This is a genomic window from Nonomuraea sp. NPDC050643, from assembly GCF_040654715.1.
GTDB lineage: Bacteria > Actinomycetota > Actinomycetes > Streptosporangiales > Streptosporangiaceae > Nonomuraea.
The window spans coordinates 116,082-135,903 of sequence record NZ_JBFAIM010000027.1 but is presented as its reverse complement, the minus strand read 5'-3'; the positions used below and the strand labels follow the sequence as shown (position 1 = coordinate 135,903).

General features: G+C 70.0%; 17 protein-coding genes. 8 read left to right on the top strand and 9 right to left on the bottom strand.

Annotated features, from left to right (window positions below; translation table 11 throughout):
- Nucleotides 1–144 precede the first annotated feature (144 nt).
- The gene (locus AB0I15_RS32705) at nt 145–1,146 is read left to right on the top strand and encodes a LacI family DNA-binding transcriptional regulator (protein WP_358103714.1); all 1,002 of its coding nucleotides are present in this window, start codon (nt 145–147) and stop codon (nt 1,144–1,146) included.
- On the opposite strand, the gene AB0I15_RS32700 is transcribed toward AB0I15_RS32705, so the two are convergent.
- Genes AB0I15_RS32700 through AB0I15_RS32680 form a run of 5 tightly spaced genes read right to left on the bottom strand, consistent with a single transcriptional unit; the run spans nt 1,140 to nt 6,196 of the window.
- Complete coding sequence (locus tag AB0I15_RS32700) at nt 1,140–2,117, bottom strand: Gfo/Idh/MocA family oxidoreductase (protein WP_358103711.1); 978 nt, start codon at nt 2,115–2,117, stop codon at nt 1,140–1,142. The genes AB0I15_RS32705 and AB0I15_RS32700 overlap by 7 nt on opposite strands.
- Nucleotides 2,114–3,115, bottom strand: a complete 1,002-nt coding sequence (locus AB0I15_RS32695; protein WP_358103704.1) for an alcohol dehydrogenase catalytic domain-containing protein — start codon at nt 3,113–3,115, stop codon at nt 2,114–2,116. The genes AB0I15_RS32700 and AB0I15_RS32695 overlap by 4 nt, the downstream gene beginning before the upstream one ends.
- Nucleotides 3,116–3,132: 17 nt before the next feature.
- Complete coding sequence (locus tag AB0I15_RS32690; protein WP_358103701.1) at nt 3,133–3,963, bottom strand: carbohydrate ABC transporter permease; 831 nt, start codon at nt 3,961–3,963, stop codon at nt 3,133–3,135.
- Entirely contained in the window at nt 3,960–4,886 is a 927-nt protein-coding gene (locus AB0I15_RS32685; protein WP_358103698.1) for a sugar ABC transporter permease, read from the bottom strand. The genes AB0I15_RS32690 and AB0I15_RS32685 overlap by 4 nt, the downstream gene beginning before the upstream one ends.
- A complete protein-coding gene (locus tag AB0I15_RS32680) occupies nt 4,883–6,196 on the bottom strand; it encodes an extracellular solute-binding protein (RefSeq protein WP_358103696.1) in 1,314 nt (437 codons plus the stop codon). Before AB0I15_RS32680 ends, AB0I15_RS32685 begins: the two co-directional genes overlap by 4 nt.
- Nucleotides 6,197–6,340: 144 nt before the next feature.
- Between AB0I15_RS32680 and AB0I15_RS32675 the strand changes: the two genes are divergently transcribed.
- On the top strand, nt 6,341–8,149 hold the full coding sequence (locus AB0I15_RS32675) for a sugar-binding domain-containing protein (RefSeq protein WP_358103693.1): 1,809 nt from the start codon (nt 6,341–6,343) through the stop codon (nt 8,147–8,149).
- Nucleotides 8,150–8,157: 8 nt separating this feature from the next.
- Here the strand turns inward: AB0I15_RS32675 and AB0I15_RS32670 are convergent, their stop codons facing one another.
- Nucleotides 8,158–9,177 carry a glycoside hydrolase family 76 protein gene (locus AB0I15_RS32670; protein WP_358103690.1) on the bottom strand — a complete coding sequence of 340 codons (1,020 nt, stop codon included), beginning with the start codon at nt 9,175–9,177 and terminating at the stop codon, nt 8,158–8,160.
- Nucleotides 9,177–10,277, bottom strand: coding sequence for a GntR family transcriptional regulator (locus AB0I15_RS32665; protein ID WP_358103687.1), 1,101 nt, complete (start codon nt 10,275–10,277; stop codon nt 9,177–9,179). Before AB0I15_RS32665 ends, AB0I15_RS32670 begins: the two co-directional genes overlap by 1 nt.
- Nucleotides 10,278–10,411: 134 nt before the next feature.
- Between AB0I15_RS32665 and AB0I15_RS32660 the strand changes: the two genes are divergently transcribed.
- From AB0I15_RS32660 to AB0I15_RS32640, 5 genes are all read left to right on the top strand, one after another.
- The gene (locus tag AB0I15_RS32660) at nt 10,412–11,353 is read left to right on the top strand and encodes a sugar ABC transporter permease (protein ID WP_358103685.1); all 942 of its coding nucleotides are present in this window, start codon (nt 10,412–10,414) and stop codon (nt 11,351–11,353) included.
- Complete coding sequence (locus tag AB0I15_RS32655) at nt 11,350–12,216, top strand: carbohydrate ABC transporter permease (protein ID WP_358103682.1); 867 nt, start codon at nt 11,350–11,352, stop codon at nt 12,214–12,216. The genes AB0I15_RS32660 and AB0I15_RS32655 overlap by 4 nt, the downstream gene beginning before the upstream one ends.
- Nucleotides 12,217–12,292: 76 nt before the next feature.
- Complete coding sequence (locus tag AB0I15_RS32650; protein WP_358103680.1) at nt 12,293–13,561, top strand: ABC transporter substrate-binding protein; 1,269 nt, start codon at nt 12,293–12,295, stop codon at nt 13,559–13,561.
- Entirely contained in the window at nt 13,558–15,477 is a 1,920-nt protein-coding gene (locus tag AB0I15_RS32645) for a glycoside hydrolase family 76 protein (RefSeq protein ID WP_358103678.1), read from the top strand. Before AB0I15_RS32650 ends, AB0I15_RS32645 begins: the two co-directional genes overlap by 4 nt.
- Before the next feature lie 84 nt (nt 15,478–15,561).
- The gene (locus tag AB0I15_RS32640; RefSeq protein ID WP_358103675.1) at nt 15,562–17,211 is read left to right on the top strand and encodes a ThuA domain-containing protein; all 1,650 of its coding nucleotides are present in this window, start codon (nt 15,562–15,564) and stop codon (nt 17,209–17,211) included.
- A gap of 12 nt (nt 17,212–17,223) precedes the next feature.
- Here the strand turns inward: AB0I15_RS32640 and AB0I15_RS32635 are convergent, their stop codons facing one another.
- Nucleotides 17,224–17,811 carry a hypothetical protein gene (locus tag AB0I15_RS32635; RefSeq protein ID WP_358103673.1) on the bottom strand — a complete coding sequence of 196 codons (588 nt, stop codon included), beginning with the start codon at nt 17,809–17,811 and terminating at the stop codon, nt 17,224–17,226.
- A gap of 105 nt (nt 17,812–17,916) precedes the next feature.
- Here AB0I15_RS32635 and AB0I15_RS32630 point away from each other — a divergent pair, with 105 nt between their 5' ends.
- Nucleotides 17,917–18,603 (top strand): TetR/AcrR family transcriptional regulator C-terminal domain-containing protein, encoded by a 687-nt coding sequence (locus AB0I15_RS32630; RefSeq protein WP_358103670.1) that lies wholly within the window; start codon nt 17,917–17,919, stop codon nt 18,601–18,603.
- A 15-nt stretch (nt 18,604–18,618) separates the two neighbouring features.
- Here AB0I15_RS32630 and corA read toward each other — a convergent pair whose 3' ends face one another.
- The gene (corA, locus tag AB0I15_RS32625) at nt 18,619–19,620 is read right to left on the bottom strand and encodes a magnesium/cobalt transporter CorA (RefSeq protein WP_358103668.1); all 1,002 of its coding nucleotides are present in this window, start codon (nt 19,618–19,620) and stop codon (nt 18,619–18,621) included.
- Nucleotides 19,621–19,822: the final 202 nt, after the last annotated feature.

The following is a 19,822-nucleotide window of genomic DNA, read 5'->3' as shown; positions in this document are numbered from 1 at the left end:
GTCCGCGCGCGGAGCGGTGTCGTCCGCGCGCGGAGCCGGGTCGTCGGTGGCTTCGGACGCTGCAACGTTAACCAGATGAGATCGGGTGTTACTCGAAAGTACGATGAAGGCCGTGATGTCGACACCGGGTGAGGCGCCGCTCAGATGGCCGTGAGCATGCACGACGTCGCCCGCGCCGCCGGTGTCTCCCAGCGCACGGTCTCCAACGTCGTCAACGACTACGAGTTCGTCCGTCCGGAGACCCGCAGGCGCGTGCTCGACGCCATGGCGACGCTCGGCTACGTCCCCAACGCCGCCGCCCGCAGCCTCCGGGCCGCCAGGACGGGGCTCATCGCGCTCGTCGTCCCCGACTTCAGGGCCCGCTACTTCGCCGACCTCGCGAGCCCGGTCGTGCGCGAGGCCGAGGCGCTCGGATACACGGTGCTGATCGAGCTGACCGGCTCGGACCGGGAGCGCGAGCTGAGGGTGCTGGCGGGCGGCCGCAACCAGCTCACCGACGGCGCGATCATGACGGCCATCTCGCTCCGGCCGGGCGACGGGGAGCTCCGCCGCCCCGACTATCCGATCGTGCTGGTCGGCGACCAGATCCTGGAGAGGCCGGTCCACCACGTCCGCATCCCGAACCGGGAGGCCTCGGTGGCGGTGGCGCGCCACCTGACGGGCACGGGCAGACGGCGGCTCATGCTGCTCGGCTACGCGCCCCACGGCAACGTCACGGCGCGGGAGCGGCTGCAGGGCTTTCTCGAGGGGATGGCCGAGGCGGGGCTGACGGCCGACGACAAACTGATGGTCGAGGCCGACTGGACCCGCGCGGGCGGCCAGGCGGCGATCGAGGAGCACATGGACGCCGGGCGGCCACTGCCGGACGCCATCTACGCGATGAACGACTCCCTCGCCCTCGGCGCGCTCCGCGCGCTGCGCGCCCGGGGGGTCCGGGTGCCGCAGGAGGTCGCGCTGGTGGGCTTCGACGACGTCGAGGAGGCACGCTATTCGACGCCGTCGCTGACGTCCGTCTCCCCCGACGTGGAGGCGCTGGCCAGGAACGCCGTCGCGATGCTCCACGAGCAGATCACCGGCAAGCCCAGCGGGCGCGGGCCGCACGTCCTGGTGGACTTCCGGTTGGAGGTGCGCGAGTCGAGTCAGTGAGGCGGCACGCCGACCCGGCGGCCTGTCTCGAACGCCTCGATCACCTTGTACGCGATCCGCAGCGCCCGGCGACCCGCCTCCGCCGGGACGGGCGGCGCCGCCCCGGCCAGCAGCGCGGGCATGAGCGCGTCGAGGTGCGCGTCGAAGGTCTCGTGGAACGAGCGCGCCCGGTCGTTGAAGTAGCCGGCCTCCCAGACCGTGCGCTCCTCCGACCCGGCGGCGGAGAACTCGTAACGCCGGGTGGTGTCGTCGATCAGCAGCCGGCCCGCGTCGCCGTTGACCTCGACGTGGTGGGTGCGGGGGTAGGCGTAGGAGGAGTCGTACGAGCCGACGAGGCTGCCGACCGCGCCGCAGGCGAAGTGGGCCGCGACGACCAGTGTGGAGCCGCCCCTCGTCATCTCGGCGCTGACCGCGTCGATCGGGCCTACCAGGTGCTCGAGCAGGTCGAGGCCGTGGCACTGGGTCTCGATGAGGTTGGCGTGCGGATGGTGGGCCGAGCCGCCCTCGCCGCCGAAGCGCCAGGTGGCGAACGACAGCTCGCCCAGCCGGCCCGCGTCGAGGTCGCGCCTGGCGCGTACGACGGGCTCGGCGTAGCGGTGGTTGAAGTTGATCGCGAAGAACAGGTCGCGCTCGCGGGCCTCGGCGAGCAGCGTGTCGGCCTCGTCCAGGTCGAAGACCAGCGGTTTCTCCACCAGGAGCGGGATCTCGCGCCGGATGAGGTCCAGCGTGGGCGCGTAGTGCTCGGTGTTGGGCAGGCAGACGCTGATCAGGTCGGGGCCGGTCTCGTCGATCATGCGCCCGACGTCGTCGTACGCCTGGGTGGACCAGCGGGCCGCGCGCCGCCGCGCGCGGGCCAGGTCGCGGGAGAACACCCCCACGACACGGGAGTCGGCCCGGGCGGAGAAGGCGCGGGCGTGCTGCTCGCCCCACTGGCCCGCGCCGACGATGGCCACGCGGGCGGGCGCGTTCACGCGTCCTCCTGGGTGACGACGACCTTGCCGGACTCGCCGGACAGAAACGTCTCGAACGCGGCCGCGGTCTCGCTGACGTCGAAGGTGTGGGTCACGATCCGGCCGAGGTAGCCGGCGTTGCGCCGTAGGAGTTCCAGGTTGGCCGGGAAGTCCGCGTACGGGAAGTACTCGCTGCCCAGCACCGCCCGCCCGGTCGCGATGAGGTCCGGCGAGACGTCCAGCTCCAGCCCCTCCCCGTGGCCGACGCAGACCAGGACGCCCCTCTTGGAGAGCCGGTCGAGGGCGGAGCGCCGGGCGACGGCGCGGCCCGACGCGTCCACGGCGGCGTCCACCTCCGGCAGGCCCGCGACGGAGCCGGCGTCGACGGGGATGCCGCCGAGCGACTCCGCGAAGGACAGCCGCCACGCGGAGACATCGCTGACGTAGATCGGCACGTCGGCGCCCAGCCTGAGCCGGGCGACGGCCAGGATCCCGGCGCCGACCGGGCCCGCTCCGGTGACCAGCAGCGACTCGATGCCGGGGCGGACGCTCAGCGCCCTGTCCAGCGCGGCGCCGCTGGTGCCCATGACGTCCAGGAGCATCGTGGCCAGGGGGAACGGGAGGTCGTCGCCGACCGGGAAGAACATCCGTTCCTCCACGACCTCCAGCGGGCCGAGACCGCCGTCGCGGTTGAAGCCCATGTCGCCGGCCTTGTCCAGGCAGAGGTTGGTCGCGCCGGCGCGGCAGCTCCGGCAGCGCCCGCAGTAGGCCATGAGGTAGATCACGCCGCGGGTCCCCACCGGGGTGGTGGTGTCCGGGCCCGCGGCGGCGACCGTGCCCGCGGCCTCGTGGCCCGCGACGACCGGGGTGCCGTCGCGGAAGAGGCCGTGGTCGCTGCCGCACAGCGCGTTGGCGCGCGGCCGGACGAGCAACTGGCCCGGCCCCGGCTCGGGATAGCTGTGGGGACGCAGCTCCACCCGGCCGCCGCCGGTGAGGAACGGAGCCGTGGTGACGGCCATCGAATGCCTTTCCTCGGTCACTGGCCGCCGAGGCCGGTGGTGGCGATGCCCTTGATGATCTGCCGCTGGAAGAACAGGAACACCAGGATCAGGGGCAGCGCGGCCAGCACGGCGCCGGCCATGAGCTGGGCGAAGACGACGCCGTAGCCGTTGGTGACGGTCTGCAGCCCGACGGGCAGGGTCATCAGGTTGGGGTCGTTGGTCACGATGAACGGCCACAGGAAGTTGTTCCACGCGCCGACGAACGTGAAGATCGCGACCGCCGCGATGATGGGCCGCGACAGCGGCAGCACGATCCGCAGGAAGATGCGGAACGAGTTGGCCCCGTCCACCCGGGCGGCGTCCTCCAGCTCGCGGGGGATGCTGTCGAAGAAGCGCTTGAGGATGAACACCATGACCGGCGCGACCACCTGGGGCAGGATGATCCCCCAGTACGTGTCCACCATGTCGAAGGCGAGCATCTCGTCGAAGAGCGGCACGATGAAGATGGTCCCCGGGACCATGATCGAGGCGACCGTGAGGGCCAGGAGGGGTTTGCGGCCGACGAAGTCCAGCCGGGAGAACGCGTACCCGGCCAGGGTGGAGATCACCAGCGTGATGAGGGTGACGCCGGTCGCCACGATGAGGCTGTTGACCATCCAGGTGGGGATGTTGCCCATCTTGAAGACGTTGGCGTAGATCTCCCAGGTGTAGCCGCCCGCGGGCAGGATCGTCACGGGTGAGGCGCTGGCGTCGGCCTCCGACTTGAGCGAGGTGTTCACCGCCCACAGGAACGGCGCCAGCATCAGGAGGCTGAACAGGGCGAGGACCACGAAGGCCATGACGCGCCCGGCAGTGGTGCTCTTCATGAGTGGTCGGACCTCCGGGCGAACCTCAGTTGCAGCAGCGACAGGACCAGGATGATGGCGAAGAAGACGTAGGAGATGGCCGAGGCGTAGCCGAGCCGGTAGCCGGTGAAGCCGGAGTCGAAGACGTACATGAGGATCGAGCGGGTGCTGTCGTCGGGGCCGCCGGACGTCATCTGGTAGATCTGGTCGAAGACCTTGAGCGAGGCCAGGACCTGCAGCACGAGGATGAGCATGGTGGTGTTGCGCAGCAGCGGCAGCGTGATCGAGAAGAGCTGGCGCCACTTGCCCGCCCCGTCGATCGAGGCGGCCTCGTAGACCGTGCTGGGGATGTTCTGCAGCGCGGCCAGATAGAGCAGGAAGTTGAAGCCGAGCGTCCACCACGTGGTGGTGATCGCGATCGCCGCCATGGCGGTGTCCGGGTCCTGCAGCCACTTCTCGCCCTCGGCCCCGAAGAAGCCGAACACGGCGTTGATCAGCCCGAGCTCGGGGTTGTAGAGCCACTTCCAGAACAGGCTCACCACGGTCGAGGCCAGCAGGTACGGCAGGAAGAACGACATGCGCCACACCCACTGCCCCGGCAGCCCCATGTTGACCAGCAGCGCCGCCACGAGGGCCAGCACCACCAGCGGGATCGTGGTCAGCACGGTGAACAGCAGCGTGTTGCCGAACGTCGTCCACACCATCGGGTCGGTGAGGGCCTCGGCGTAGTTGGCGAGCCCGACCATCTTCGGCTCGGTGCCGGCCGCCAGGTCGCGGTCGGTGAAGCTCATCCAGATCCCGTAGACCGTGGGCCACAGGAGGAAGAGCGCGAACGACACGAAGAACGGCAGGACGTAGAGAAGCCCGATGCGCCCCCCGCGCACCCGCGTACGGGTCTTGGGCGCCTCGGTCACGGCGCCCTTCGTGAGGGTGGCCGACGTCATCGCTTCACCGCCTTGGAGATGAGGACGTTGACGCGCTCGGCGAAGTCGGAGACGGCGTCCTGGACAGAGGTCTGGCCGATCAGCGCGTTCTGGATCACGCTGCCGAACTGGGTCATGAAGTTCGAGCCCGAGCCGGAGAACGAGGACGGCGGATCGTAGTGCAGATATGTCGCCGTGATCGCGTAGTCGTTGTTGGGCCGCAGCGCCTTGAACTCGGGGGTGTTGACGACGGGCTGGAAGGCGGGCGTGTGCCCGGCCTCGCCCCAGGACAGCGAGTTCTTGAGGATCCGCGAGACCGCCTCGTAGGCGAGTTCGCGGCGGCTCTCGTCCGGGTTCGACTGGTGCGGCAGGACGAACGTGTGCGAGTCGCCCCAGGTCGCGTCGATGCCCGTGCCGAACATGTTGGGGATCGGCAGGGCGCCCAGGGGCAGCTTCGCCTCCTGGTACTGCGGCAGTTCCCAGACGCCGGAGAAGACCAGGCCGACGTCGCCGTTGAGGAACGCCGAGCTGGCGGTGGCGTACTCGGCGCTGGTGGAGGCGACCTCGCCGTCGACCAGCTTGCGCATCGTCTCGACCGACTCGCCGAAGGCCTCGGCGTCGTAGGTGAACTTCTCGCCCTGCAGGTCGAAGGTGGCGCCGTGCTGGCTGTAGAAGGTCCAGAACAGGCGCCACAACTGGCCGCCGTCGCCGAGGAAGCCGTAGGCGAGGCCGTACTGCTTGCCGGTGAGCTTCTTGAACTCCGTGCCGAGACGTTTCATGTCGTCCAGGCTCTTGATCTCCGGCAGTTTCCCGGCGGAGTCGAGCAGCCCGGCCTTGCCGGCCAGGTCGGTGTTGAAGAAGGCCACGAACGCGTGGGAGTCCAGGGCCAGGGCGTAGGTCTTGCCGTTGACGATGGAGCTCTTCCACGCCGGGGCCGTGAACGTCGACTCGCTGACGCCGTAGCGGGCGAGCCGGTTGAGGTCCCAGGGGTCGAGCAGGCCGCCGGGGGCGTACCCGGCCAGGCGGGACATGTGCACGATGCCGAGGTCGGGGGCACGGCCGCCGGCCGCCGACATCGCGAGTTTGGTGTAGTAGGGGGCGCCCCAGGCAAGTACGACCTGCTTGATGCGGGCTTGTGGCATCTCCGTGTCGGCTTTGGTGACGATCGCGTTCATTCGCTCGCCGTCGCCGCCGGTGAGGAGATGCCAGAAGGCGATCTCCTTGGCGTCGGGCCGGTCCGGCGCCGCGCCGCAACCGGCCAGGAAGGCGGACAATCCCGCGACTTGCAGCACCCTGCGCCGGGAAAGCCGGGTATTGGGCCACTCGCTCATAGGTGGTTCCTCGCAGAGGGTCCGGCCGGCCCTCACAACGGGGGGTAGCCGGATGTTGACTCCGGTTGGAGGGAGTGTGGCACACTTTGCTACGTAGCAAAAGACCTGACCTGCCCGCTGTCTGCGATTTCTGAAGGTTGTCAGATGCCGAGTTCCGCCCCTCACGACGTCCCCCGACCGGAGTATCCCCGCCCGCAGATGGTGCGCCCGGACTGGCTCATCCTCAACGGGTCGTGGCAGTTCGAGACCGACGCCGGGGACTCCGGCCTTGAGCGTGGCCTGCGCGAGCGCGAGCTCTCCGGGACGATCACCGTGCCCTTCGCCCCGGAGTCGGAGTTGTCCGGGGTCGAGGAGACCGACTTCATGGAGGCGGTCTGGTACCGCCGGACCGTGACGATCCCGGCCGCGTGGGCCGGCCGCCGGACGTTGCTGCATTTCGGCGCGGTGGATCATGACGCCACGGTGTGGGTGAACGGCGTCGAGGTGGCCCGCCACCGCGGCGGATTCTCCCCGTTCACGGCCGACCTGTCGGCGGTGGCCCGCCCCGGCGAGGAGGCGACGATCGTGGTCCGCGCCCGCGACCCCCGGCAGGGGCCGCAGGCCCGCGGCAAGCAGTCCACCAGGTACGACAACTACGAGTGCCTCTACACCCGTACGACGGGGATCTGGCAGACGGTGTGGCTGGAGCCGGTCCCCGACGCGCACCTGCGCCGCCCGCGCATCACCCCCGACGTCGCGACCTCCTCCTTCACCGTCGTCACCCCGCTGTCGGCCAACCGTCCCGGCAGCTCGGTCCGCGTGACCGTCTCCGACGGGGACGGCGTGGCCGCCACCGCGACCGTCCGCGCCGACGTGGACCTCGCCCCATCCGTACGCCTGGAGCTGCCCGCCGGGCGGGTGCGCCTGTGGGAGCCTGGTGCGGGCTTCCTCTACGACGTCCGGATCGAACTGCTCGACGCCGGCGGCGCCGTCACGGACGCCGTGGACAGCTACGCCGGCCTGCGCTCGATCGCGATCGACGGCAAGCGCGTGCTCATCAACGGCCGCCCGGTCTTCCAGCGGCTCGTGCTGGACCAGGGCTACTACCCCGACGGCCTCATGACCGCCCCCACCGACGCCGCCCTGCTGCGCGACATCGAGCTGTCGGTGGCCGCCGGCTTCAACGGCGCCCGCCTGCACCAGAAGGTGTTCGAGGAGCGCTTCCTCTACCACGCCGACCGGCTGGGCTACCTGGTGTGGGGCGAGTTCGGCGACTGGGGCGCCCACGACGGGCACGAGCAGTCGCCGACCGCCTCCTTCGTCACGCAGTGGCTGGAGGTCCTGGAGCGGGACGTCTCGCACCCGTCGATCATCGGCTGGTGCCCGCTGAACGAGACCTCCCAGGTGATCCACGACCGCGTCAGCCAGTTGGACGACGTCACGCGCGGCATGTTCCTGGCCACGAAGCTCGCCGACCCCACCCGCCCGGTCATCGACGCCTCCGGCTACAGCCACCGCGTGCTGGAGACCGACGTCTACGACTCGCACCACTACGAGCAGGAGCCGAGCGTCTTCGCCGGCGACCTCAGCGGCCTGGGCAAGGACGAGCCCTACGTCAACTCGGCGGACGATCGCCCCATCTCCCTTCCGTACCGCGGCCAGCCGTACTTCGTCAGCGAGTACGGCGGCATCTGGTGGAACCCCGAGCTCGCCGGCACCGAGCAGGACGCGGCCCGCTCGAGCTCCTGGGGCTACGGCCAGCGCGTGCGCACCGAGGAGGAGTTCCACTCCCGCTTCGCCGGCCTCACCGACGTCCTGCTGGACGACCCGGACATGTTCGGCTACTGCTACACGCAGCTCACCGACGTGTTCCAGGAGGAGAACGGCATCTACCGCTTCGACCGGACGGACAAGCTCGACGTCGAGCGAGTCCGGGCGGTCCAGATCCGCCCGGCCGCCTCAGAAGCCTCCTGAGCGGTCGCTCAGGCGGTCATGGCCGCGCACATCTCCGTGGCCATGACCGCGCTGAGCTGCGCCGACAGGGGGACCTTCGCGTCCGGCGGGTGGTTCCAGTCGCCGTTGGCGAGCAGGAGGCCGTCGCGCTCGCACGAGCGCCACAGCCGGTCGGTGCTCTCGAGGACGAAGTCCCGCACCTCCGGCACGTCCGCGGCCTCGACGAGCTCGCGGGCGTAGCGGTAGAAGACGCCCTTGAACAGCCCCTCGTCACCGCCCTCGCCCTCGACGGCGAAGACGCCCTCCGCGCTCAGCTCGGCGATGGCGGTGCGGGCCGTGCGCGCGGCGCGCTCCAGGTAACCCTCGCCGCCCAGTTCGACGCACGCGCCGACGTACAGGCCCTGGTTGTAGGTGAAGCGCCAGTCCGCGTCGATGGCGTGGTCCTGCTGCCGGTTGACGCCGTCGTGCACGAATCCGCCCGGTTCGACGAGCGCGCCTTCCAGCCAGTCCATGACGCGCAGCCCCCACTCCCGGTAGCGGGCGTCACCGGTGCGCCGGTGGAGGCGCGCCGACAGGATGACGAACGGGGCGTTGGCCGGGGTGTTCTTGTAGTACGGCTGGGCGCCGCGCCAGGCGATGCCGCCGCCCTCGTGGTCGTTCCAGCCGTGGTCGAGGACGTGCTGCCAGAGCCGGCCGGCGTCGCCGTACAGGCCGGGGTCGCCGGTCGCCTCGGCCAGGCGCAGGGTCGCCAGCGCGAGCCAGAGCATGTCGTCGAAATAGTCGTTGAAGAGCTCGCCCCCGTTGCGCAGCCGGATCCCGTCGAGGATCCGCCGGGCCCGCTCCAGCCAGGCCGGGTCCGAGGTCCGCTGGTAGGCGTCGATCCGGACGTCCATGGCGTGCGCCAGCCACCAGTAGTTGAAGACGTCGTTGTCGCCCGGCCCCAGCGGATGCCAGTTGTCGAAGAGTTGCTCCCCGGGGGCGCCGAAGTAGTGGTCGAGGCTGCGCTGGGCCAGATCGGCCCGGTGGTTCCACAAGGGTTCTGCCTCCATCAGGTGGGCTCGACGATCGTGAACGGCACGATGGACCGCGCGGGTACGGACTCGCCCCGCATCTGCGCGAGCAGCAGATCGACCGCCCGCCTGCCCATCTCGCGCTGGTCCTGGCGCACGTGGAGGAAGGCGGGGCCCGCGACGGGGTCGAGGGGCGAGTCGAAGCAGGCGATGGCCGGTCCGTCGAGCGCCCGGTCCATCACCCGCGCCAGGTTGTACTCACAGACCACGAACGCGGTGATCTGAGGTTCGCAGGCCTGGAAGGCGCGGATGCGCTCGACGTCGGCCCGCACGTTGTCCGGTGTGAAGGCGCCGGGCAGGGTGCTGGACAGGTCGGTCAGCAGGTGCTGCCGGTCGGGCGGCAGGCCGCGGGCGGCGCAGGCGGCGCGGAAGCCCTCCAGCCGCTCCTCGATGCTGGAGGTGTTCTCCGGCGGCGGCGAGACGAACGCGATCTCCCGGTGTCCCTGGTCGAGCAGGCGCTCGGTCAGCGCCCGCGCGGCGGCCACGTTGTCCGTGCGCACCGCGCACACCTGGATCCCGGCCAGGTAGCGGTCGACGAGGACCAGCGGGTGGCCGTCGAGGATGGTGCGCAGCAGGCCGGCGTTGTAGTACTCGCCGTGCACGGGGAAGACGATCAGGCCGTCCACGAGCCCGGCGTCCACCATCGACTCGATCGCCTTCTCCTCCTCTTCCTGGCTGCCGCGGGTGCGCTTGATCGCCAGGGTGATGCCCCGCTCGGCGCAGCGCTCCTCCACGGCGCAGAGCAGTTCGAGCCCGTACGCCTCGGACGCGTCCGGGTAGATCATCGCGATGGCGCCGCGCTCCCCTTCGGCCTCGGCGGGACGCGCGGCGAGCGACAGCGTGCCGAGGTCGGGCAGGTCGGGGGCCACGAACGAGCCCTTGCCGCGGATCCGGTGGACGACGCCGGCCTCGCGGAGGAGCTCCAGCGCCTTCTTGGAGGTGATCCGGCTGACCTCGAACCGCTCGGCCAGCTCCATCTCCGAGGGCACGCGGTCACCGGGGACCAGGGCGCCCCGCCTGATCTCGTCCAGCAGGTAGTCGACGATCCGCTCGTACAGCAGCGGGCCTCTGGCAGCCACTCTTCCCCTCACCTGGTATGTAGATACGTCCAGATATATATCATCTCGACTCTGACATATTGACTTATGCCAACTTGATTCCTACGTTGCCTTCAAGTGACATCTCGCGCACGTGGCGGAGGGAACTCGGTGACATGACCCAGACGCTCGCCGGCCGGTCCGCGCCCGGCCGGGCCTCGCCACCCGGCCCCACCCCACCCGCCCGCTCCCCGCTGACCCGGCACCAGGCCCGGGCCGGCGCCCTGTTCGCCACGCCGCCGATGGTGCTGTTCGTCATCTTCACCGTGCTGCCCGTCATCGGCGCCCTCGGCCTCAGCTTCACCTCCTACGACGTGCTCACACCGCCCACCTGGGCCGGGCTGGCGAACTACGCCAGGCTGCTGGAGGACGCCACCTTCGTCATCACGCTGAAGAACATCCTGCTCTACTGCGCGATGTTCGTGCCCGTGATGATCGCCGTCTCGCTGCTACTGGCGGTGGCGCTCAACAGCCGGCTGCCGGCGATGGGCCTCTTCCGCACCGTCTTCTACATCCCCGTCGTCACCTCCCCCGTGGCCGCCGCGACCGTGTGGACGTGGATGCTCAACAGCCACTACGGGCCGATCAACGAGATCCTCGGGTTCTTCGGCATCCCGGGCCCCGCGTGGGTCGGCTCCAGCAGCACCGCCATGGTCTCCATCGTGCTGGTCACGCTGTGGCAGGGGATCGGCTCCAACATGCTGATCTACCTCGCGGGCCTGCAGAACATCCCCGGCCACCTGTACGAGGCCGCCGCACTCGACGGAGCCGGCCGCTGGGCGTCGTTCGCGCACATCACCTGGCCCCAGTTGCGCACCACGACGCTGTTCGTCACGACGCTGTCGCTGATCGGGGCGTTCCAGCTCTTCGACCAGGCGTACGTGATGACCAAGGGCGGACCGGCCAACTCGACCCTGACGCCCGTCTACCAGATCTACGAGACCGGCTTCAACCGGCTGCAGATGGGCTACGCCTCGGCGCAGGCGTTCACCCTCTTCCTCATCATCGTGGCGGTCACCGTGATCAACATGCGGGTCAACCGGAGTGACGAGACATGATCAGAGCGGTCAGGCTCGTCCTGTTCTACGGCGCGCTCACCGTCGCCGGGCTGTTCATGCTGCTGCCGTTCCTGTGGTCGCTGAGCACGTCACTGAAGCCCGACGACGAGATCATCGCGCTGCCCATCAAATGGTTGCCCGGCTCGATCACCTTCGAGCACTACCGGTCCGCGTTCACCACCGTGCCGTTCGCCCGGCACTTCGCCAACTCGATGCTGCTGGCCGTGGGCGGCGTGGTCACCAACCTGGTGCTCGGCTCGCTGGCCGGCTACGCGTTCGCGCGGCTGCCGTTCCGCGGCAGCCGGCTGCTGTTCCGGGTGCTGCTGGCCTCGATGATGGTGCCGGCCGTGGTGACCCTGGTGCCCTCCTTCCTCATCGTCAAGAACCTGCCGCTGGCCGGGGGCAACGACCTGGCCGGTCAGGGTGGTGTCGGGCTGCTCAACACGTACTGGGCGGTGCTGCTGCCCGGCGCGGTCGGGGCGTTCGCGGTGTTCATGATGCGGCAGTTCTTCCTGGCGCTGCCCAAGGACCTGGGCGAGGCCGCCCGCGTGGACGGCTGCCCCGAGTTCCGCATCTTCTGGCGGATCTACCTGCCGCTGTGCCGGCCCGCGCTGGCCACCCTGGCGGTCTTCACCTTCGTCGCGGGCTGGAACGGCTTCCTCTGGCCGCTGATCGTGCTCAACGACCCCGACATGAGCACCATCCAGATGAGCCTGGCCGCCTTCTCCTTCAACAAGCAGACCGACTACGGGCCGCTCATGGCCGGATCGATCGTCGCGATGCTGCCCACCCTGCTGCTGTTCGCCTTCGGGCAGCGGTACCTGACGCGTGGCCTGGCCTTCACCGGCTCCGGCATCCAGTGACCATCCCCGCGACCATCACCGCGACCATCACCGCGACCATCTCTGTGACCATCTCGCGAAAAGGAGTGAGCCGCCGATGCGTCCGACTCTGATCAGGCGGCTGGCCGCCGCCACCCTCGCCGTCCTGACGACGGTCACGGCCGGCTGTGCCTCGTCCGACACCCCCGCCTCCGACGGCGTGGTGCGGCTGAAGTTCTGGGGCGACTGGTCCGGCGAGGGCGAGCAGCAGTTCAGGACCATGACCGCCGCCTTCAACAAGACCCACCCCAAGATCCAGGTCGAGTACGTCGTCCAGGAGGACATGCTCACCAAGTTCCTCACCGCCTCCACCTCCGGCCAGGCTCCCGACGTCATGTTCTGGGACCGCTGGCGCACCGCCACCTACGCCCCCAAGGGCGTCCTCCACCCCATCGACGACCGGCTGAAGAAGGACGGCATCGAGCGGGAGCGCTTCTACAGCGAGGCCCTGCGCGAGCTCACCCAGGGCGGCAAGCTGTACGGCCTGCCGCTCACGGTCGACGCGCGGGCCCTGTTCTACAACAAGGCCCACCTGAAGGAGGCCGGCGTCGAGCCGCCGCGCACGTGGGCCGAGCTGGAGCAGGCGGCGGTGAAGCTCACCCGGCGCGAGGGCGGCAAGCTGGTCCGCGCGGGCCTGTCGATGGACGACGTCGGCCTGTTCAGCATGTACATGCGCCAGGCCGGCGGGCAGATGGTCAGCGACGACTGCTCGCGTACGACGTTCAACGGCCCGCCGGGGCTGCAGGCCCTCGACCTGTGGAACCGCATGGCCAAGGCGGGCGTCTACCAGAGCGGCTTCGAGAAGGGGCTCGGCGAGGGCACCGACGCCTTCGCGACCGGCAAGGTCTCCATGATCCTGACCGGCCCCTGGAACATCACCACCTACAAGAAGTACGGCAAGGACCTCGACTTCGGCATCGTCCCGCCGCCGGCGGGGCCGCAGGGCGGCCAGGCCAGCCTCATGGGCGGCTTCGGGCTGGTGATCCCGCAGGCCGCCAAGCACAAGGAGGAGTCCTGGGAGTTCGTCAAGTGGTGGACGGCCGAGAAGGAGAACGCGATGCTGTGGGCGAAGACGAGCCTGAACATCCCCGGCAACGTCCAGGCGGCGCAGGATCCCTTCTTCGCCGGCGACCCGTTCTGGAAGCCGATTCTGGACACGCTGCAGTTCGCCAAGATCCGCCCTGCCTGCGCGGGTTACGGGCCGATGGAGGAGGAGACCCTGATCCCGGCCCTCCAGCTCCTCATGGAGGGCAAGACCACCGCCCAGCAGGCGCTCACCCAGGCGCAGCAGCAGGGTGACCGGGTGCTGAAGGAGAACAACTCGTGAGGGCCCGCATCGCGGCCGCCTGCCTGCTCTTATCGGCGGCCCTCGTCCAGCCCGCGCAGGCCGCCACCGTGACCACCACCGTGACCACCGCGACAGCCACCGCCACTGCCACCGCCGCCACCGTGCCCGCCGATGCCGACGCCGCCATGGCGGCCTTCGTCGCCACCTTCTGGGACCCGGCGAAGAAGTACTTCTACACCAACAGCGATCGGCGGATCCATCCCGAGCACGCGCACGGCCCCGAGGGCGGCCTGTACACCGACTTCTGGTGGGAGGCCCAGCTATGGGAGCTGGTGATGGACGCCTACCAGCGCACCGGCAGCGCGGCCCACCGCCGGATGATCGACGACGTCTACGCCGGTTTCGTCGCCTACTATCCGACCTTCGTCAACGACTACAACGACGACGTCGGCTGGTGGGCGCTGGCCAGCGCGCGGGCGTACGAGATCACCGGTGACGTGACGTACCTGAACCGGTCGCGGTCGCTGTTCGACCAGATCTGGGGCGAGCACGACTCCACCTACGGGGGCGGCATCTGGTGGCGCCGCAGCGTGCACAACCAGAAGAACGTCGCCACCAACGCCCCCGCGGCTCTCACCGCCACCAAGCTGTACGCCGCCACCGGCGACGCGACCTACCTGACGCGGGCCCAGTCGCTGTTCGCCTGGATCAAGGCCAACCTCCAGGAGTCCGGCCACGTCTACGACCACATCGAGGGCTCGGGCACCCTCGTGAAGTGGGACTTCAGCTACAACTTCGGCACCTACATCAGCGCCGCCGCCGCACTCCACACCGCGACCGGCGCCGCCTCCTACCTCACCGACGCCCGCGCCGCGGCGGACTGGGCCACCACCTACCTGACCAACGGCGGCACGATGACGCATGAGGGCATCGACGACGGCGGCGGCTTCAAGTCGCTGCTGTTCCGCGGGCTCAACACCCTCGTCACCCGCCACGGCCAGGCCCAGTACCTGCCCTTCCTCCAGCGCAACGCCACCCAGGCCTGGCGGCACCGGCGTACCGGCGACGACCTGACCGGGCCCGACTGGTCCGCCCCCGCGCCCGCCGGCCATCTCCAGAGCCTCACCGCGGCCGCCGCCGTCAGCGCCCTGCAACTCGTCCAGCACGACGGCAACACCGGGCTCCAGCCGGAGGACGGCGTGTACGAGGCCGAGAACGCGCTGTCCACCGGCATCGGCGCGGAGAGCACCCAGCCCGGCTTCAGCGGCCGGGGCTACCTGGCCGGCTGGAACTCCGCCGGCCAGACGCTCACCTTCCAGGTCAACGTCCCGTCCGCCGGCCCATATGAGCTGCGCCTGCGCTACGCCGCCGGGGCGGGCGACGCATCCCGCCGCCTCACCGTCAACGGCGGCGCCCCGCTGGACGCGACGTTCTCCTCCACCGGCGGCTGGGGCGCCTGGAGCACCGTCGTGCTCAACGGCGTCACCCTGGCCCAGGGGCACAACACGATCCGGATGGAGCCGGGCGGCAACTACCTCAACCTCGACCGGCTCGACCTGTCCGCCCAGTTCCAGGCCGAGTCGGGCACCCTGCACGGCCTCGGCACCGAGTCGACCCACCAGGGATACACCGGCACCGGCTACGTGGCCGGCTGGAACGCCGACGGCCAGTGGCTGGACCTGCACCCCGACGTCAGCCGGGCCGGCCGCTACGACCTCACCTTCCGCTACGCCGCCGCCGCGGGCGACGCCGTCCGCCACGTCTACGTCAACGGTGCCGGGGTCGTGAACGCGCTGCGGTTCCCGTCCACGGGCGGCTGGGGCACGTGGAGCACGGTGACCGTGCCGGGCGTGGCGCTGCGGCAGGGGGCCAACACCGTCTCGGTCATCTTCGACTCGGCCAAGGGCAGCGCGAACTGGCTCAACCTCGACGAGATGACCCTCCGGTACGACTGACACCAGTCGGGACGTCTTGACGTTCTCTGTCGGAACGACGACGGTCGAGGGCGAGTCCCACATTTCCGTCCCTAGGCAGGCGGCATGGCGCACAGACTCCTGACCCTCGTACTCGTCGCGGCGAGCCTGAGCCCGGTTCCCGCCGAGCCGGAGCACCAGGTGCTGGTCTTCTCCAAGACCGCCGGGTTCCGGCACGACTCCATCCCGGCGGGCGTCCGGGCGATCGGCGAACTCGGGGCGGCGGGCGGGTTCTCCGTCACCGCCACCGAGGACGCCGCCGCGTTCACCGACCTGGGCCGCTACGACGCCGTCGTCTTCCTCAGCACCACGGGCGACGTGCTCGACGACGGCCAGCAGGCGGCCTTCCAGGAGTACGTGGACGGGGGCGGCGGTTACGTGGGGGTGCACTCGGCGGCCGACACCGAGTACGACTGGCCGTACTACGAGCGGCTGGCGGGCGCCTACTTCCGTAACCACCCCGCCATCCAGCAGGCCACCGTCCGCACCGAGGACCGGGCGCACCCGGCGACCGCCCACCTCGGGCCGGTCTGGACGCGTACCGACGAGTGGTACAACTACCGGACCAACCCGCGCGACTCCGTACATGTGCTGCAGAGCCTGGACGAGGGCAGCTACAGCGGCGGCGACATGGGCGACCACCCCATCACCTGGTGCCACGACCAGGGCGAGGGCCGGGCCTTCTACACCGGGCTCGGCCACACCGCCGAGTCCTACGCCGACCCGGCCTTCCGCGAGGTGCTCCTCGGCGGCATCAGGTACGCGGCCGGCCTCGCCCACGCCGACTGCCGCCCGGAGCGCGGCTACACCACCCTGTACGACGGCTCCACCACCGGCTGGTCCCAGGCGGGGCCCGGGGGCTTCGTCAACGAGGACGCGACCCTGACCTCGCAGGGCGGGCTGGGGCTGTTCTGGTACGAGGCGAAGGAGTTCGGCTCGTACTCGCTGAAGCTGGACTGGAGGGTGACCGGCGACGGCAACTCGGGCGTCTTCGTCGGCTTCCCGGCCTCCTCCGATCCGTGGTCGGCGGTGGACAACGGCTATGAGGTGCAGATCGACGCCACCGACGCGCCCGACCGTACCACCGGGTCCGTCTACGGCTTCAAGGCCGCCGACCAGGCCGCCCGCGACGCCGTGCTGAACCCGCCCGGCGCGTGGAACACCTACGAGCTGCTGGTCGAGGGCGAGCGGCTGCGGGTGTTCCTGAACGGCGTGCGGATCAACGACTTCACCAACACCGACCCGCGGCGCTCGCTGCTGAGCGGGCACGTCGGCATCCAGAACCACGGCGCGGGCGACCAGGTCTCCTTCCGCGACATCCGGATCAAGGAGCTGGGCGTCACGGTGGAGGCCGAGTCGTGCACCTCCGGCCGCGGAGTGCGGGTCGTCCGCCACAGGTCCGCGAGCGGCGGCAGGACCCTGGGCCACCTCGACGACGGCGACTGGGCGGGGTACGCGCACGTCAGCACGGAAGGGGCGACGGCCTTCTCCGCCCGCGTCTCCTCTGCCGGGTCGGGCGGCACCATCCAGGTCAGGTCGGGATCGCGTACGGGTCCGCTGCTCGGTTCGGTGGCCGTGCCCGTCACGGGCGGCCGGGAGACCTTCCGCACCGTCGCCACCCCGCTGACCCGCTCCGCCACCGGCCCGCTGCACCTGGTCTTCAAGGGCCACCGGGGCCGGCTGTTCGACGTCGACACCGTCACGTTGCGGCGGTGACCTTCCGGCCTGTCACCCGTTCCCGATCGGCGTTCGAGTCCCGCGGAAATACGCCCTGGAGGCCGGGAGCGCGAGCAGGACGATCACGGCGAGCGAGCCCACGGTGGTCAGGGCGAGCTTGGCGACGTTCGCCGCGGGCAGCCAGCCCGGCATGACGTTCGTGGCCGCCTCGACCAGGGCGGCCACGTCCACCCGCGCGAGCAGGGGGTCGCCCGAGTCCTTGAAGGACGACTCCAGGAGCCGGGCGGTGAAGAGCTGCGCGGGGATGATGACGACCCCCATGACGACGAGGACGGGCTGGAAGATCCAGGACAGGATCTGCCCCGCTCTCCTGCCCGCCAGGTTGAGCGCGGCCAGGGCCACCAGGATGACGACGAGCACGATGGCCAGGGTGTCGCTGCCGCCGAAGTCGATGCCGTGCCGGGCCAGGAGGTCGGCGGGCAGCCCCTGCCGGACGATCTCCGCCTGCGCGGCGGCCCGGGCGCCGGGCCCGTGGACGAGCACGACGAAGGTCCCGGTCAGGAACGGGACGATGGTCAGCAGTTGCAGCACCGCGGCGACGACGACGGCACGCGGGCGCCGGTAGGGGTGTGCGCTCATGGTCTCTCTCCTCCGTATTTGAACTTAGTGCAAGAATGCATGGCATTTGAACTAAGTGCAAGAGAGGCTTCGAACTTAGTGCAAGTGCTCCGTTAGGGTGTGACCATGCCGCGTGACACGTTGACCAAGGAGCAGATCGTCCGCGCCGCCGTCGAGGTCCTCGACGCCGAGGGCGTGGACGGGCTCAACATGCGGCGGCTCGGCACCCAGCTCGGCTCGGCCGCCACGGCGATGTACCACCACGTGAAGAGCAAGGACAAGCTCGTGGTCCTCGCCGCCGACCACGTCTTCGGGGAGATCGGGCTGCCCGACCTCGACGCGGCCGGATGGCGGGAGGCGGCGGCGGCCCTGGCGCGCGGCGCGTACGAGATGATCATCCGGCATTTCTGGCTGATCCCGGCCATGAGCACCCACCTCATCTACGGGCCCAACAAGGCCCGCTACGACGAGCACTGCCTGACCGTCTACGAGGCCGCCGGCTTCGCGGGCCCGCGGGCCGACCAGGCCGCGGCGACGGTCCTGATGTTCGCGATCGGCGCCGCCCAGGGCGAGGCGGCCGAATCGGCCTGGCGGGCCCATCTGCGCCGCTCGGGGGCGGACGAGGAGCAGGAGCTGCGCGAGGCCATCGCCCACATCGGCGAGATCGCCCAGCGGTTCCCGCGCCTGCGCGCCCGCACCACGCCCTCGGTGGAGGCCACCGCGTCAGAGCCCGCGTCAGAACCCGCCTTCGAGTTCGGCCTCGCCGCCCTCCTCGACGGCCTCCAGGCCCGCCTCACGGCCGGTTCCGGCTGAGGAACCGGAGAAGGGTCAGAGCCACCCGCTCCGGCGCAGCAGCCGGTAGACGATGATCACGGCGATGACCATGAGACCCAGGGTCAGGGGGTAGCCGAACGGCCAGTGCAGCTCGGGCATGAAGTCGAAGTTCATGCCGTAGACGCCGGCGATCATCGTGGGGACGGCGATGAGGGCCGCCCAGGACGAGATCTTGCGCATGTCGGCGTTCTGCTGCATGGCGACCTTGTTCTGCTCGCGGCCGACCAGGGCCAGGTGCGCGCTCAGGGCGCTGGTGAGCAGTTCGTTGTGCTCGTCGACCGTGGCGTCCACGCGCAGCAGGTGGTCCAGGACGTCGCGGAACTGCTCCCGCGAGGCCAGGCACAGCTCGACCCGGCCCTTGACGATCTCCTCCAGCACCGGGATCAGCGGGTCCTGGGCGGTACGGAACTCCAGCACCTCGCGCTTGAGCGAGTAGATGTCGGCGGTGGCGTCGGTGTACTCGCCGCTGAAGACCCGGTGTTCCAGGGCGATGAGGTCGATCTCGATCTCGTGGACGATGCGGGAGTAGGTGTCGACGACCTCGTCGCAGATGGCGTACAGCACCCCGGCGGGGCCGGCGGACAGCAGGCCGGGGTCGGACTCGATGCGGTGGCGTACGCCGCCGAGGGGGTTGGCCTGGCCGTGCCGGACGCTGATGACGAAGTCGCGGCCCAGGAACAGGTTGATCTCGCCGACCTCGATGTCGGAGGTCTCGTCCAGGTAGAGCAGCGGCTTGAGCACGATGAACAGGGTGTCGTCGTAGCGTTCGAGCTTGGGCCGCTGATGGGCGTGGATGGCGTCCTCCACCGCCAGCGGATGCAGGCTGACCTCACTGGTGATCAGGTCGAACTCCTCCTGGGAGGGCTCGTGCAGGCCGATCCAGAGAAAACAGTCGCCCTGGGCGCGGGCGGCGTTGAACGCGTCGCTGATGTCACCGGTGATGCTCTCCCGGACGCCGTCACAGTAGATCGCCTTGTCCACAATCACATCCGGCATTGTCGCGTATCTCCGCTTCGGGAGCGGTGTCCGCACGTTCGGGTGCCGAGAAATCGATTACCCGGTCATGGTCGATCACCCAGAGATGGATGAGAAGTCCCTAATGTCCGTCTCATCTGGCCGCCACCGCCGATCGAGAGGCTTCTTCATGCCGGGGCGGACGGCCCGCACCGGCCTGACCGATCGATCAACGGAAGGCCCG

Coding starts and splice junctions, on each gene's coding strand:
- AB0I15_RS32705 (WP_358103714.1), top strand. CDS start 145: ATGGCCGTGAGCATGCACGACGTCGCCCGCGCCGCCGGTGTCTCCCAG.
- AB0I15_RS32695 (WP_358103704.1), bottom strand. CDS start 3,115: ATGGCCGTCACCACGGCTCCGTTCCTCACCGGCGGCGGCCGGGTGGAG.
- AB0I15_RS32690 (WP_358103701.1), bottom strand. CDS start 3,963: ATGAAGAGCACCACTGCCGGGCGCGTCATGGCCTTCGTGGTCCTCGCC.
- AB0I15_RS32685 (WP_358103698.1), bottom strand. CDS start 4,886: ATGACGTCGGCCACCCTCACGAAGGGCGCCGTGACCGAGGCGCCCAAG.
- AB0I15_RS32680 (WP_358103696.1), bottom strand. CDS start 6,196: ATGAGCGAGTGGCCCAATACCCGGCTTTCCCGGCGCAGGGTGCTGCAA.
- AB0I15_RS32675 (WP_358103693.1), top strand. CDS start 6,341: ATGCCGAGTTCCGCCCCTCACGACGTCCCCCGACCGGAGTATCCCCGC.
- AB0I15_RS32670 (WP_358103690.1), bottom strand. CDS start 9,177: ATGGAGGCAGAACCCTTGTGGAACCACCGGGCCGATCTGGCCCAGCGC.
- AB0I15_RS32660 (WP_358103685.1), top strand. CDS start 10,412: ATGACCCAGACGCTCGCCGGCCGGTCCGCGCCCGGCCGGGCCTCGCCA.
- AB0I15_RS32655 (WP_358103682.1), top strand. CDS start 11,350: ATGATCAGAGCGGTCAGGCTCGTCCTGTTCTACGGCGCGCTCACCGTC.
- AB0I15_RS32650 (WP_358103680.1), top strand. CDS start 12,293: ATGCGTCCGACTCTGATCAGGCGGCTGGCCGCCGCCACCCTCGCCGTC.
- AB0I15_RS32640 (WP_358103675.1), top strand. CDS start 15,562: ATGGCGCACAGACTCCTGACCCTCGTACTCGTCGCGGCGAGCCTGAGC.
- AB0I15_RS32635 (WP_358103673.1), bottom strand. CDS start 17,811: ATGAGCGCACACCCCTACCGGCGCCCGCGTGCCGTCGTCGTCGCCGCG.
- AB0I15_RS32630 (WP_358103670.1), top strand. CDS start 17,917: ATGCCGCGTGACACGTTGACCAAGGAGCAGATCGTCCGCGCCGCCGTC.
- corA (WP_358103668.1), bottom strand. CDS start 19,620: ATGCCGGATGTGATTGTGGACAAGGCGATCTACTGTGACGGCGTCCGG.